The 14,444-nt window shown below is 45.4% G+C and carries 14 protein-coding genes and 1 riboswitch; of the genes, 3 read left to right on the top strand and 11 right to left on the bottom strand.

The genetic code is table 11. The features are described from left to right. Window positions 1–467 precede the first annotated feature (467 nt). Window positions 468–1,613 carry a hypothetical protein gene (locus tag Q1A08_RS02915; protein WP_299769487.1) on the top strand — a complete coding sequence of 382 codons (1,146 nt, stop codon included), beginning with the start codon at window positions 468–470 and terminating at the stop codon, window positions 1,611–1,613. Next, a complete protein-coding gene (locus Q1A08_RS02910; protein ID WP_299769484.1) occupies window positions 1,592–2,692 on the top strand; it encodes a hypothetical protein in 1,101 nt (366 codons plus the stop codon). Before Q1A08_RS02915 ends, Q1A08_RS02910 begins: the two co-directional genes overlap by 22 nt. Before the next feature lie 69 nt (window positions 2,693–2,761). Here the strand turns inward: Q1A08_RS02910 and Q1A08_RS02905 are convergent, their stop codons facing one another. The 9 genes from Q1A08_RS02905 to Q1A08_RS02865 form a co-directional block, all read right to left on the bottom strand. Continuing rightward, entirely contained in the window at window positions 2,762–3,901 is a 1,140-nt protein-coding gene (locus Q1A08_RS02905) for a HesA/MoeB/ThiF family protein (protein ID WP_299769481.1), read from the bottom strand. A 26-nt stretch (window positions 3,902–3,927) separates the two neighbouring features. Then, complete coding sequence (gene thiE / locus Q1A08_RS02900) at window positions 3,928–5,550, bottom strand: thiamine phosphate synthase (protein ID WP_299769478.1); 1,623 nt, start codon at window positions 5,548–5,550, stop codon at window positions 3,928–3,930. Window positions 5,551–5,607: 57 nt separating this feature from the next. After that, on the bottom strand, window positions 5,608–6,396 hold the full coding sequence (locus tag Q1A08_RS02895; RefSeq protein WP_299769475.1) for a thiazole synthase: 789 nt from the start codon (window positions 6,394–6,396) through the stop codon (window positions 5,608–5,610). Window positions 6,397–6,399: 3 nt separating this feature from the next. Continuing rightward, window positions 6,400–6,618, bottom strand: coding sequence for a sulfur carrier protein ThiS (gene thiS, locus Q1A08_RS02890; protein WP_299769473.1), 219 nt, complete (start codon window positions 6,616–6,618; stop codon window positions 6,400–6,402). Window positions 6,619–6,674: 56 nt separating this feature from the next. After that, window positions 6,675–7,802, bottom strand: a complete 1,128-nt coding sequence (gene thiO, locus Q1A08_RS02885) for a glycine oxidase ThiO (protein ID WP_299769470.1) — start codon at window positions 7,800–7,802, stop codon at window positions 6,675–6,677. Between the two features lie 6 nt (window positions 7,803–7,808). After that, the gene (gene thiC / locus Q1A08_RS02880) at window positions 7,809–9,710 is read right to left on the bottom strand and encodes a phosphomethylpyrimidine synthase ThiC (protein ID WP_299769468.1); all 1,902 of its coding nucleotides are present in this window, start codon (window positions 9,708–9,710) and stop codon (window positions 7,809–7,811) included. Window positions 9,711–9,778: 68 nt separating this feature from the next. After that, window positions 9,779–9,903, bottom strand: a riboswitch (TPP riboswitch). Window positions 9,904–9,965: 62 nt separating this feature from the next. Beyond that, on the bottom strand, window positions 9,966–10,424 hold the full coding sequence (locus Q1A08_RS02875; protein WP_299769465.1) for a DUF4124 domain-containing protein: 459 nt from the start codon (window positions 10,422–10,424) through the stop codon (window positions 9,966–9,968). A 108-nt stretch (window positions 10,425–10,532) separates the two neighbouring features. Further along, the gene (locus Q1A08_RS02870) at window positions 10,533–11,084 is read right to left on the bottom strand and encodes a hypothetical protein (protein ID WP_299769462.1); all 552 of its coding nucleotides are present in this window, start codon (window positions 11,082–11,084) and stop codon (window positions 10,533–10,535) included. Between the two features lie 155 nt (window positions 11,085–11,239). Further along, window positions 11,240–11,650, bottom strand: coding sequence for a hypothetical protein (locus tag Q1A08_RS02865; protein WP_299769459.1), 411 nt, complete (start codon window positions 11,648–11,650; stop codon window positions 11,240–11,242). Between the two features lie 488 nt (window positions 11,651–12,138). Here Q1A08_RS02865 and azu point away from each other — a divergent pair, with 488 nt between their 5' ends. After that, window positions 12,139–12,576, top strand: coding sequence for an azurin (gene azu, locus Q1A08_RS02860; protein ID WP_299769456.1), 438 nt, complete (start codon window positions 12,139–12,141; stop codon window positions 12,574–12,576). A 38-nt stretch (window positions 12,577–12,614) separates the two neighbouring features. On the opposite strand, the gene Q1A08_RS02855 is transcribed toward azu, so the two are convergent. Together Q1A08_RS02855 and mltF are read right to left on the bottom strand one after the other, a co-directional pair. Beyond that, on the bottom strand, window positions 12,615–12,881 hold the full coding sequence (locus Q1A08_RS02855; protein WP_299769453.1) for a hypothetical protein: 267 nt from the start codon (window positions 12,879–12,881) through the stop codon (window positions 12,615–12,617). Between the two features lie 88 nt (window positions 12,882–12,969). Then, window positions 12,970–14,403, bottom strand: a complete 1,434-nt coding sequence (gene mltF, locus Q1A08_RS02850; protein ID WP_299769451.1) for a membrane-bound lytic murein transglycosylase MltF — start codon at window positions 14,401–14,403, stop codon at window positions 12,970–12,972. Window positions 14,404–14,444: the final 41 nt, after the last annotated feature.

The raw sequence follows: 14,444 nt of genomic DNA, 5'->3' as shown, positions 1-14,444 counted from the left end.
ACTTTGCCGCCACTTTTTTCGAAAACGTAGTGAAATCGAGTGGTCATTAAGAGGCGATTCCAATAAAATCAGAGGGTTAGAGTGCACTTGGTAACACCTAAAACATACTGAAACGAGTTCGATCCCCGTCAGCCACCCCATTTAACCTGCGTATTTCATTACATTCTCTGGCTTTACCCTATTAACGAGGAGTGGCACTCATATTGGTCGGTTAATACTTCCATCCCAGCCACAATGGACTATGACTCTTAGCCGATAATCCTCAAAATTTCTGATACCTTAAGCTCGTCTCGACATCATTTCCATCTTGTTGTGAACGACCTTGGTACTCGCTATTAAATTTTCAAGAACCCTACAATTGCTCTATATATTGCGTGACGAATAGTTAGCTTGGCTTATTTCATTTAAAACCCTCAGTCGTAGTTTATGTAAGCACGGCGTCGTATTGTTTTTGGAGGGAAGTAGAAATGAGATTGAGTGGTAAATTTTTTATTATAGTTATAGCAGTACTTTCGGCTGCGTCGATACATGCGACTGGTGATACTCCCAAATTGAAACTAAAGGTTTCTAACACTTCAATTGAGCTTGGGGGTAAGGTGCAGGTCAATTGGAGATCAAAGAATGCGTCCAACTTTATCGTTGTCACTGGTCCGGAACATAAAAAGAGGTACACAGGTAAAAAAAGACCACGAAAAACACGGCGAGGACAAATTATCTTGCAGCCAGTTCGATCTGGGGAATTTACGTTTACTGTGAGTAACAAGCATGGAAAAACTGAGAAAACAATATTTATTGAGGTGAACTCAGACACCGTAGCCCCTGAAACACCCTTAATAACTTCATTCTTGGTTTCAGGTGTATCGGCCTCAGTATCCTGGGACACAACTACAGACAATAAGTCGACTCATGAGAATATCGACTATCTACTTTATCGCTCAAATGACCCTAATGAGAGCGATTTTTCAGACCTTCCTCATGAGGTATACAAGGGTGAAGAGCGTGGGAGGATAGAGGGGCTTTCCGAAAGAAGCAGGTACTATATTTACTTAGTAGCCCGGGATGAAGCAGGGAATACTTCAGCGCCTGCTGGACCTTTGGAAATAAACACTATGGAGCAGAATATAGGGGTTGATATTTTGCCTGATCTGGTTATTCGTGACTTAATCAAACTCAACCTAACGTACTCAAAGACTGACTTAGACATAAAAGTTCGAAAGACGGGTTTGAATATTGAGTTTATGCCTGGTGACATAGTAGTTGAATACCATGCCCGTAGAATAAGTTACTCGCGCGTATTGTTTGTAAGCGATCTGGGTGACGAGGTTCTACTTGATATTGAACCAGCAGAACCGCTTGAGCTATTAACAGAAGGGGAGGTAAATGTCGGAGGTCTTCAGTACATTGAATCCCAGTCTAGCGAGTCCAGGGCAGATATGCCTCTGAGCGTCATAACTGTGCCCTTTAAGGATGACTTTTCGTCCTCATTCAAAGGGAAAGTGGAAGGCGTAAATGTGGAAGGAAAGTTATCTGGTAGGGCTAATATAAATATGAAGATTTTTGAAGGTGGCTTTCCTCAGACGTTCATATCCCAATGGACGTTAGTGCGAAGTTAGATTATAAGGTTTCAATCGAAAAACTAATCATTGAGAAAGAGATTGCTCCAAAACGTAGTTTCGAGTCTAAACCCGTGCTTATACTGATTGGTGGGCGGCTACCTGTCTTGGTTCACCTGAAAGGGGAATTTGGGTGGGAAATGAAAGCTACAGTTGACCCAGGAGTGGGCTTTTCACTTGAATTGACTGCCAATCCAATGGTCCACGAAAGGGTGGTAGCCGGCGAGCTTATAGGTATAAAACACACATCTCATTCAGGGTTAGGAGAAGCTCAGAGTTCACAAACTCTTAGCGGGACTGGTAATGTCGAGGCAGGTCTAATTGCAGTAGGTACAATTACTATTGTAGGTTGGGATGCGCTAACCCTTAGCGCAGAGCCTAAATTTGCATCTAGCTTAGAAGCTAGCGTTGAAGCTGTACCAAAATATGAGGTTCTTAAAGAATACTATGGTGATACCAAAATTCAAATAGGGAAGTTTACTACCGGTACAAAAGGGGATATGAGTCTTATTGCTGCGATAAATATCCCATTTAGTGAAGTTTTGGATATTAGTCGTGATTTTGAACTATTCGACCGTCGCCTTTGGGAGCTTCCTAACATCAGTTTATCCAGTACTTCGGATGAATGCAGTACAGTTACGCATATGGCGAGTATTGACGACAGTAAGAAAGGACATGTTTACTCTAAAACATTGGCGTGGGGATCTGTTGTTGATGGTATTCGAGGTTATCGCGAAGGTCCATCGGGCGAGAAGGAATGGGTACAAGGATATCCAGATAGCACTATAACCACTGTTGTTTCAGGATATGGTGAGCTCGGCGAATCCTTCAGGCGATACACTGCAGTGGACTTCACGCCAGCGTCTACATTACGCTACTATGTAGAAGGGTTTGGCGAGAATGCTTATGGGGTGAGCCCTTCACAGGCTTGCCAGCGTTGGGCTGATAAGATTGGCTCCAATCCTGACTATGTTTTGATCTCAAGCGATGGTGGGATGTGTGTATGGGCATATGATGGTGTATCTGAAACAGACCTTGATTTCTATTGGCCTGTGGATTCAGTTGATACCTGCCAGTAATCAGGGTGTACGACTTTATATCTCTTGGTTTTCAGAGTTGTTTTATTTGTCGTGTCTGTAGAGTCTTCGTTAAGGTGAAGTTAGTTTTTCTACCGGTGAAAGCAGTGGTTCAGTAATACTATACACTCTCTTATCTGAGCTTATAGAGTCGCTTTCCAGGCTCAGTGTTTTGATATGGGCTAACTGACTCCTTCTGCCGCTCTGACAATAAAATACATGGCGTTTACCCACCTCAATCCTTAAATTACCACCCAATTCCTCCAGTGGTATATTGATCCCGCCCCGATTAAACGCCAAATGCTCCTCTTCACTCCGTACATCAATCAAAACCGTATTCTCTGCTGGAAACTTCTCAAAATCCGCCCAGCTAATTTTTTGTTCTTCAGGAATATTTTCAATAAGCTGCTCGTAGGCTTGATAATCACTGGTGTAATCTAAATAAGTCTTTTCGCCCCTGCATAGCTGGCAATCATCAGACTTGAAAAGATTAATGGATCGGCTGTTGAGGCCTTGGATAAGTTGTAGTTTATTGCTTTTGCTAGCTTCACCATTGCTATTGATGCGGGCTAGATAATCAATGGCTAATAGTGCTTGCATATTACCTACAATACCCGGCACAACGCCTAGCACACCGGCTTGATTGCAGTTCGGTGTTTCGGCAAGTTCAGGGTATAAACAGCGAAAACAGGAATGCTCTGGTTTGATCAATGCGACTTGGCCTTCAAAACCCAATACGCTGGCATAGACCCAGGGTTTGTTGTAGTGAGCGCAGATATCGTTGATTAAATAGCGGCTATGAAAGTTATCGGTGCAGTCTAAAACGAGATCACTACGTTTAATAAGCTGATGCGCATTATGTGGGTTTAGTTTGTGGGGGAAGGCGATAATTTTGATGTCGCTATTATTCGTTTGCAGTTTTTCCTTTGCGGCCTGGGCTTTATTTTTACCGATGTCAGACTCGCTAAATAGGATTTGCCTTTGCAAATTACTTAGGCTCACTTGATCTTCATCGACTAGGGTAATCTCACCAATGCCAGCGGCTGTTAGATACTGGGCGGCGGGGCAGCCCAGACCGCCTACGCCGATAATAAGTACTTTGCTTTGTTTAAGCTTGAGCTGCCCAGATTCACCAAAGCTAAGCAATTGAGTTTGACGAAGGTAGCGCTGCTGTTCTTGTTGGCTTAGTTGCAAGTTTTCTTTTGAAGGCATGGCTTAGGGGCTGCTAGTTTGTGGGTTTATTGAGTGAGCTGCTGATCGAGTGTCAGTCGGCTGTCGCTTGCTTGGGACTGAATACTATCGATTAGCTTTTGTAGCTGCTTGCAGGCGGCTTCTGGATTCTTGGCTTTGCTGATGGCGGATATAAGTGCGATACCGCTAGTGCCGCATTGGGCCACATCAGCGATATTTGATTCATTGATACCGCCAATGGCAACAAGTGGACGTGCTTGCTGCGCTAGAGTTGCGCACCAATACTGTAAGCCGGCGATACCATGGGGTATCCAGGGCATCTCCTTACTGTCGGTGGCAAAAACTGGGCCGCAGGCAATATAAGAGGGGTTTATGGCTAAACAGCGGGCCAATTCAAAATGGGTGTGGTTACTTATACCTAAGCGCAAGCCCGAGCTTGCAATTGCCTGAAAATCAGCCGTCTCAGCGTCTTCTTGGCCTAGGTGAATGCCGTAAGCACCCAGCTCAATTGCAAGCTGCCAGTGATCGTTAATAAATAAACGGCATTGGTATTGTGCAGCGAGCTCGATGGATTTTTTAATTTCTTCTTTTAATGCGCTATCTTCAAGGTTCTTGATACGCAATTGTATGGTGCTTATGCCAAGGGGTATCAAGCGCTCTAGCCACTCATAGCTATCGATAACGGGGTAAAGGCCCAAGTTTTGTTTGTTCTGCGTATCAAGATCTTTTCCGCAGTTATCACCAATGCAATCAGGAAAATCAAAAGCGGTGGTCTCGTTTTTATGGAACTCTCGGTAGTGCGGCCAATGACTCTTGGGAAAACCACAAGCTTTTACTGGCCCTTTTTGTTCGTTTACCGCTTCGGCATTTTGTATGGATTCGGCCAAAACCATATTGGCGATGACCAGTGCATCTACCATGTCGTAACCAAGTGCTAAGCAAGCCGCAATGCTGCTTGCTAGGGCGCACCCCGTGCCTCGGTTGTTGGTATTGCTTTGGCGGGGTTGCTCTAGAGCAAAACTGTGCTTCTCATGGCTGATGATATCGGTGATTAGCGAGGATTGTTCATCGCCATGACCACCTTTTATATAAACCCAGGGTGCGCCAAGTTCATGAAAAACATCGGCCGTTTTTTGGATATCTTTTTCTGTTGTAATGGCTAGCTGGCTGAGCTCGGCGGCTTCCAGTAAATTAGGGCTAATTAGCTCACAATGGGGTAATAGCTTTGCAATGTGTTTATTAACGTTACTGTCGGCCAAAGGTTGGCCGCTACTGGCAATGGTAACCGGGTCAAAGATGACGGGTAGGGAGTTTATCTTTGGTAGGGCTTCACATAGCCAGTTGAGCTGTTCAATGCTCGCGATAAGACCAACTTTAATGGCTTGGGGCTTTAGGGAAAGGGCGGCATCCAGTTGAGCTTGGCAATCGGCGATTGAGCTTATCGAAGATGCATAAACACCGTTATTGTTTTGCGCCGTTACCGCGGTTATTACCTGGCAGCAATGCACATTGAGGGCTTCGCAAAAACGAGCATCGGCTTGCAGTCCAGCTAAACCTGAACTGTCGCTGCCACCTATGCACAATACGGCTGGGCGGCTGGGGCCGCTATGTGGTGCAGCGTGACTTTGTGCTCGGCTGTTTAAAGGACGGTGTAACTTTTTATCCATCATGATTTATGGCTGTCTTATTGCGTTAGCTAGTGCTTTTAGTATGTGGAGTTAGAGGCGTTAGGGCGTTGAATCTTGGTGCCAAAACGGGGTGCCTAATGTAGGGGTGCTGGGTCGTGCGGTTTCTTGCTCTTGAATAATTCCCGCTTCATAGGCGAGGCGCCCAGCTTGTACAGCAAGCCCCATGGCTTCTCCCATTGCAATCGGCTTGTTTGACGAGGCGACTGCGGTATTTAGCAAAACGGCGTCGTAACCTAGCTCCATGGCCTGGCTGGCGTGGGAGGGGGCTCCGATCCCGGCATCTACAATCAGGGTGGCTTCTGGCAAGCGCTGGCGAAGTTGCTTTAAGGCGTAAGGGTTCATTAGGCCTTTACCTGTGCCAATTGGTGCGCCCCAAGGCATGAGTATCCGACAGCCCGCGGCGAGCAATTTTTCACACAGCACAAAATCATCAGTGCAGTAGGGAAAGACTTCGAAGCCTTGTGCGCATAACTCCTGGGTAGCTTCAAGCAGGGCAAAAGGATCGGGTTGCAAACTGTAGTCATCACCAATAACTTCGAGTTTAATCCAGTTGGTATTGAACAGCTCTCGAGCCATTTGTGCGGTGGTGATGGCCTCTTTGGCGCTATGGCAGCCTGCGGTATTGGGTAGGATATTGATATTCAGTTCTTTTAATAAATTCCAGAACTGTTCGCCCGCGGTGCCATCAAAAGTTTGGCGGCGCAAAGAGACGGTAACGATATCACTTTGGCTGGCGCGAATGGCCTTGCACATAATGTCGGGTGAGGGGTAAAGCGCGCTACCAATCAATAAACGGCTATTAACTTCTCTGTCGGCGATTTTCCACATAATTTATCCACCCTGCATGGGTACAAGTAATTCGAGCTCATCCCCTTCTTGTAACGAGGATTTATCGTATTGCTCACGGGGAACAAAATTGCCATTTAAAGCGACTGCAAACTGCTTGGGAACCTGCAGGGCCGAGCCTTCTTCTTTGAGGCTAGAAAAGAAATCGTTTAGCGTGTTGTACTGCGCTATTTCAATATTTTTGCCGTTTAAGGTGATGTTCATAGTGATATTAATTAGGCCGAATAAATAGTTTCAAATTTGTCATTTCTGTTAATGCTTCACCCCAGTGAATCAATGATTGCTTGACTCAAGATGGTAAGCTCTTCGTTTTCCTGGCTTTCACCATGAAATAAGCGTGCCGTAATATCGGCGAGGGCCGGAGCGAGTAGAAAACCATGTCTAAATAAGCCGTTAATCTGGCTTAAGCCCTTGCCGTGTTTAATCAAAGGTTGATTGTCAGGCAGAGCAGGGCGGCAATTGCTTTGGGTTTCAACAATTCTTGCTTCGGCAAAGCCTGGGTGAATGGTATAGAGCGCGGAAAGTAACTCTAAAGCTGAGCGAACACTAAGGGGGCTGTAGTCTTCAGATTCTATCTGGGTAGCACCAAGCACATACTCATGGTTTGGCTTTGGTACCAGGTAAAGCCGATAGCGCGGATGCATTAGTCTAACCATATGCCTTAGGCGCACCTCTTTGCTGTATACCCTTAGTACTTCACCTCTTACGGCTCTTAAACTTTGAATATCGTTTTTAGCGCCAAGCCCACGGCAATCAAATATATGGTCGAATGCTTCTTCGCCATTGTCACTCACCAGTTGGTTGTCGCTAACAGAGCTAATCTCACCGTTTTCACGCCATCTGATACCGGCAGCCTCTAACTGCTTGGCCATGCAATCCATTACAGCGTGGTTATCCAAATAGGCCTCGCTTTTTAGAAAGTTAGCTTGATCGAAGTGTTGTGCCAGTTCTGGCTCTATTTCGCTGAGTTGTTGCTTGCTTAGTAATGCGGCTTCTTTCTGTTGATTGGCTAGGGCGTTTAATTTTGCTTCTAGCTGTTGATTGAAGTTTTGTAAGCTACCAATATCTTGGCGATGAGCTAGGACTAAGGTACCTGATTCCGCCATTAGATCTTCAGCATTCCAAGTCTTTAGCCAGTCTCGCCATAGTGCGATGCTGTGCTGGCCTAACAAAAAGATATTATCTTCTGCCGCTTCCAGTTCACTAAAAGGCGCCAGCATTCCGGCGGCGGTATAGGCTGCTGCCGAGCCATGGTTTTTGCTATCTTTATCAAACAGCGTAATACGATGTCCGTAGCCGGATAGGCGCCAAGCTAGGCAGCGCCCCATAATGCCGGCACCTACGATCGCTAAGTTTTTGGGCTCAATGCTTGTATCGAGATTAGCCACGCCTACTTACACCTCTTGATAAATCTCGCTGCCACTGGCTTTAAACTTCTCGGCCATCTCTTCCATACCGGCGTTTGCAAAATGGGTTTCCGGGGATGTCAGTGACTCTGGGTTTTGTGCGGCGTAATCGCGTACCTCTTGGGTGATTTTCATCGAGCAGAACTTGGGCCCGCACATAGAGCAGAAGTGCGCAACCTTGGCGGATTCTTTGGGCAGGGTTTCGTCATGAAACTCACGGGCGCGATCAGGGTCAAGGCTTAGGTTAAATTGATCTTCCCAGCGAAATTCAAAGCGAGCTTTGGAAAGGGCGTTATCTCTTATCTGGGAGGCAGGGTGGCCTTTCGCAAGGTCTGCAGCGTGTGCCGCTATCTTATAGGTGATAATGCCTTCTTTTACGTCGTCACGGTTGGGGAGCCCCAAGTGCTCTTTCGGTGTTACATAGCAGAGCATGGCACAGCCATACCAGCCGATCATTGCGGCCCCAATGCCCGAAGAAAAATGATCGTATCCAGGTGAAATATCTGTCACCAAGGGGCCAAGTGTGTAGAAGGGGGCTTCATGGCAGTGTTTTAGCTGCTCATCCATATTCTCTTTCACCATGTGCATGGGAACATGGCCCGGGCCTTCGATAAATACTTGCACATCGTGCTTCCAGGCAATTTTGGTTAGCTCGCCTAAGGTGCGCAGCTCAGCAAATTGGGCTTCATCATTGGCGTCTGCGATAGAGCCTGGGCGTAGGCCGTCACCTAGGGAGAAGGTTACATCGTAAGCCTTCATAATCTCGCAGATTTCTTCAAAGTGCGCATAGAGAAAATTCTCTTTGTGGTGCGCTAGGCACCATTTGGCCATGATAGAACCACCACGAGAAACAATACCGGTAACTCGCTTTGCAGTCATTGGAACGTAGCGAAGTAGGACACCTGCATGAATAGTAAAATAATCTACGCCTTGTTCGGCTTGTTCAATCAAGGTATCGCGAAAGACTTCCCAGCTAAGATTCTCGGCAATACCATCAACTTTTTCTAGGGCTTGATAAATAGGCACGGTGCCTATGGGAACAGGTGAATTACGTACAATCCATTCGCGGGTTTCGTGAATGTTTTTACCGGTAGATAGATCCATCACGGTGTCGCCGCCCCAACGTGTGGACCATACTAATTTTTCAACTTCTTCTTCGATGGAAGAGGTTACTGCGCTGTTACCAATATTGGCATTTATCTTAACCAAAAAATTCCGTCCGATAATCATTGGCTCGGATTCCGGGTGGTTAATATTAGCTGGAATAACAGCGCGGCCGGCGGCAACTTCTGAACGAACAAATTCCGGGGTAATAAATTTAGGTGTATTGGCGCCAAAGTTTTCGCCGGGGTGTTGGCTCTTTGAGGCCTCTTCGATGGCAGCCTCTTCTAGGGCTAGATTTTCCCGAATGGCGATATATTCCATTTCAGGCGTGATAATGCCTTGCTTGGCGTAGTGCAGCTGGCTAACATTTTTACCAGCTTTGGCTCGCAAAGGTTTTCGGGTGGTGTGGAAACGTAGGGCTTCTAAACCAATATGTTGAGCCCTGTGCTGGGTATAATCAGAGCTAAATCCGGCTAATTCTTCGCAGTCTTCTCGCTCGTTTATCCAGTCGTGACGTAAAGGCGCCAAGCCCTTACGAACATCAATTTCAATATTGGGATCTGTGTAGGGCCCAGAAGTGTCGTAAACGCGTACAGCTGGATTATCTTCTAAGCGGCCGTCTTGTTGATGTGTTGGTGATTGCGAAACTTCGCGCATGGCGACGCGAATATCCTCACGGCTTCCGCGGATATAAATTTTCTCAGAATTAGGTAAGGGCGTTGTTGATAGCTGGTCAACGCTGGCAGATTCACTTAAAAAAGTTGTTTGGCTATTCGGCTTCGACATGTTTTGCTCCAAAAAGAGAAAATACATGCGGCCTGACGGAGAGAGGGTGAAATACCCCTATGGGTCCCTTTGGTCAAAGACTTGTTTCCTACGCAGGTACTAACCTGTTCAGGTGCAACGGGTTTGGATTTACCATCTCAGCCATGGTGTAACGATATTGATCGTTAACACTTAGGCACCCCGACAAGACGCGTGATGGCGCCATTCTAACCATTAGTTTCCTGATAGATCAACAAATTTTTGTGTCGGTCTATTTTATTCTTTATCTTCTTCGAGTTTATCAAGCTTGGCTTGGTTGCGTTTTATCAACTCACGCTTACTTTCTATGAGGGTGTTGTACTTTTGCGTTACGGCCTGCATTTTGGTGGACAAACCGCTGTGGTAATGGGCTCCGGCCAGGTTGTTAGTGGCGTACTTTTGTTCTTCTTCGAGCCGTGCAAGTTTTTTACTCATTGCGCGTTGATATTTAACAATGTCGCGTTCTGCTTGGCGAATACCAGAAGTGAGTTTGTCTCGATTCCACTTGGCTCGCAAAGCATCAACTTTTTCACCATCTGCTATTTGAGTGCCACTTAAGGCCGGGGCTTTTACCGAGAGTTCCTCTTCGACACCCTTTACACCTTTGCAAGGCTTGTCGCTGTAAATTGCATTACCACGTTTGTCTGTGCACTTGTAAACATTTTGCCCTTGCGCAAAAGTTGAAAATAAAATCAAAGCAATAAAAGTTTCATGTTTTAGCTTTCCTTAGGTGTTCGGTTAGTTTCGCCTGCCTTGGCTTGTGTGTTGGTGAATAAGGCTTGCTTAATGTAGATGATCTGTATGTTACAAATTTATTCGAAGGTGTTTCTCTAAACGTATGGTTTTTGGCCGGTATAAATCCGAGATAAACTTGTTATGGCTTTTGCCTTGTAGGTCATAAACAAAGGTATCTTGCTTCCAGCGTTCGATGGTATCGATGCAGCGAATTCCACTCTCTAGGTAGCGGCCATTGTAGTGAAAACCTGATTTTTCAATTCTTAAGTTGGGACAATTTACACTAGGGTAGCGATGCTTTTTATAGGCCAAAAGTACATGACCATAGCGAGAATCTACCGCGAAAACACGCCAGGCTGTTGTAGGGGCGTTTTCTTCTCGAAAACTGTCATCTAGTGCAAACACAAGGTAGGTATTTTGCCCCTTATAAAATACATTCATATCAGATTTTTTAAGCTCTGCAATAGGAATGTAAAAGTAGGGTGTCGAATTAGAGCTGTTGTAGATTAGACTACCAATACCAAGAAGCACTAAAAAAACGATAACTGCTAAAAACTCAATTTTAGTTCGCTTGCTAAGAGCCTGCTGCTTTTGTCTTTCTTGTGTGGCGAACTGATGCATTATGAGATCGCTGGGCGAATAAAGTTGGTAGTAGATATAAATGAAGTGGTACCTGCTTGTCAAAAGCAATTGCTTGATATTGTGCCGCAGTTCTTTTAGCCGCTGCCCTTTTAATTGAAATTCTTTTAGAAAATGTCTGCCAGAAGCTGCCAGTCTTACTCGGTAATATCTTGAGCGCTGAAACTGCTAAAATGATGCTTGCTTGCCGATATAGCTATTTTACCCTTGTTGCTATGCATTTGGGATTTATCGCCCTTCACCAGCAGTCTTTTGTAAACAATGTCGATCTTGAGTGGCTTGAGTTCTAGCTGTTGGTCTTTGAGTGCAAAGGCGTGAATGTTGATAGCTTCCTTCCTAAGAAGGTCTATGGTGAAGCTTACTAAGCCTTCAAAGTCTTTTAAGCGGCATACAACCTGAATTAGGCGGCCGCTTTTATACATTTTGATGATTTCATGTGCCTGTGGGGCACCGTTCAAATTGAGGTCGAATAAGGGCAGTACCAAGGCATTTAGCTGCTTGGAAGGTAAATGACGTACTAACTTTTCCGAGACGGTATGCCCATCCATGAGAGTTTCCTTTCAAGGTTCTTTGTTTAGCCAAAGATTAACCTAGCTGCTGGCACTTTTGATTCAGCGGCTAGTGTTGTTTTTTGAATTGAAAATCTAATAGATTCAGCGGCTTAGGATAATTTAGCTAGTAAATAAGTAGGGTGTTTCGTGCTGGAATTACTTCTAGCTAGCCTCGGTGGGCTTTTTGAAAGGAGGCTCTTAAAAAGCGACCGCACTTAAGGCGGCCGAGTAGGGTACAATGATGGGCTATCCCGCCCATAACTAAAAATTATTACATGAATGGCGATAAAGCAAGCACTATCGACTGAACTTTGTGCTCAAATATTAATCGGTCTAAGTAGCTGATTGCTCATTTCTTAAACGTATAAAGTCAAATTCTTGTGCCAAATCAACGGTGTGACATATTGTCGCAGCTTTTCCTTGAAAAGCTAATATAGCTTGGTGTTCAATAATATTGATTCTCAATTTAATTTAAGGAAAACCTTATGAAGTCTATTTTTGCCTTGCCGTTGATGTTGTTGGCTTCAAGCTCATTTGCAGCTTGTAACTTAGAGGTGGAGGCCAATGATGCTATGCGTTTTAACCTGCCTGAGATGGCTGTAGATGCATCTTGTAAAGAGGTTACTGTTAAATTGAAGCATGTTGGTAAATTGCCTGCTGCTAGCATGGGCCATAACTGGGTGCTTGCTAAAACAACAGACGTTGCTCCGCTTGCAACTGCTGGTATGAGTGCTGGCGCAGCGAACAGTTATCTACCTGCCGGTGATGCCCGTGTTTTGGCGGCTACCAAGGTAATTGGTGGTGGCGAGGAGACTGAGGTTAAGTTTGATTTGAGCAAACTAGAAAAGGGCGGCGATTACAGCTTCTTCTGCTCTTTTCCAGGTCACTGGGCCATCATGAAGGGTAAGTTTGTTATTAAGTAAAACAAACCACTATGCGCGGCTGAAATAGCGAGTTGACGCTACAGTCGCGTATCTTCTTGCTGTGCCGTACCCCAGCGGTGCAATTGGCCGTCGCAGCCTTCAATCACAAATTCCACCCCTCCAGTTTGCGTATCCAGTTCAAAGCGCCCGCTATTGAGATCAATGCAAGCTTGTGTTTTGGCGGCATGGCTTTGTTGGCTATAAGAAACGCTTGAGCTAACAATCATTGCAGAAACAAAAAGGCTTGAGATAAGCACTAAGGCTGTGGTGGGTAGTCTTTTGTCTTGCTTGTGTGAAAATCTCATTTTAGCTATACCTCAACTGATGACTATCACTGTGGGCGTGTCTAAAGTATAGCTTTTATTAGGAGGGCTGCCGTCAGTTTGCTTGCTATTACAGCAATGACATATTCAAGTCGCGTTCGTCTTGCTGAATCTTGACTGTTTCGATATCTTTCTTGATCGTGCTATTTGGGCGGCTTTGTGCGATATCATCCTGCCAGGACAAGATGCCGTAATACTGTCTAATATTTTGCACATACTTCACCGGCTCACGGCCTCTGGCATAGCCGTACCTTAAGGTACTGTAGTACTTCTTTTGGGCCAGTAGTGGTAGGCGTTTTTTTACATCTTCCCATTGATTAGGGTTGCCGCCTAGGCGCTGGGTTAGCACACGTGCGTCTTCTAGGTGGGCAAAACCAACATTGTAAGCGGCAAGAGCAAACCATGTTCGGTCATCCCCTTGAATGCCCTTGGGCAGTCGTTTGAAAATACTTTTAAAATATCGCGCGCCACCTTCAATACTTTGAGCTGGGTCAGTTCTGTCTTTGATGCCCATTTCTCTTGCGGTTGCTTTAGTGAGCATCATTAAGCCGCGCACGCCGGTGTAAGACTTGGCGTTTTTATTCCAGTGCGATTCTTGATAGCTAATGGCCGCTAACAAATTCCAATCTAAATTGTGTTCTTTCGATGTGCTTACCAGCATCTCACGCCATTGTGGCAGACGAGTTTGCACTCTTCGATAAAAGGCTACAGCATCGGTATAGTCCATTTTTTTAATGTGACTGTAGTGCTGTGCAGTGAGTTGCTCTAGCTTGCCGTTTTCATAAATATCTTGCATAAACGCTGCCGCTGCATTGTATAGGCTGTGGTCGGCGGTGTTAGAAAAATTCCACGCGATTTCGCTGGATTCAGAAAGCGAAAATGCGATGCGCACTTCTGGGTAAAGATGACGACTAATATCAAAAATATTTGAGTCAACAACGGCGTAATCAAGTTGACCGCTCTGTACCTCGGCAATTAAATTAATATTGTCGGTTTCGGCATGCTCCTCCCAGCGTAAATCAGAATGTAACTGCTGTAATTTCTTTAGGCTGTGGCTATGGTGGCTGCCAAATTCAACACGCAGAGATTTGCCGATGACATCATTAATGGTTTTAGGCTTTTCTGTGCCTTTTTTGTAAATTAAATATTCTTTTACGAATAGATAAGGCACCCCTTGGCGAACTGGGAAAAGATGTCGGCGGGTGTTAGCGGCGCCTATATCATATTTCTCTTTGGCGACACCATATTGCAACTGACTTAAGGTTTGCGGACTTTTTAGTTTGAGGTCAACGGAAAGGTAGTCTGCAAACTGTTTTAACAGTGCGGCTTCAAACTCTAAATGCGGTGCCACATGGCCATCATCTTGTGCGCCTTTTGCTGCGGCGATCAAATAGCCTCGCTGTTTAATGCGATCGAGCTGAGAAGGAAAATGGCTGGAGTATAAGCAGCTGGCGAAAAATAGCAGTATCAAGCCTCGGCTAACGTGGCGGAGGGCTGTTCGCATTGAAATCATCGTCGCGCCTCCTGTCTAAAGCTTGCATGAAC

It is taken from the genome of uncultured Pseudoteredinibacter sp. (assembly GCF_947500695.1).
Classification (GTDB): domain Bacteria; phylum Pseudomonadota; class Gammaproteobacteria; order Pseudomonadales; family Cellvibrionaceae; genus Pseudoteredinibacter.
This window is presented reverse-complemented; position numbering and strand designations above follow the sequence as displayed.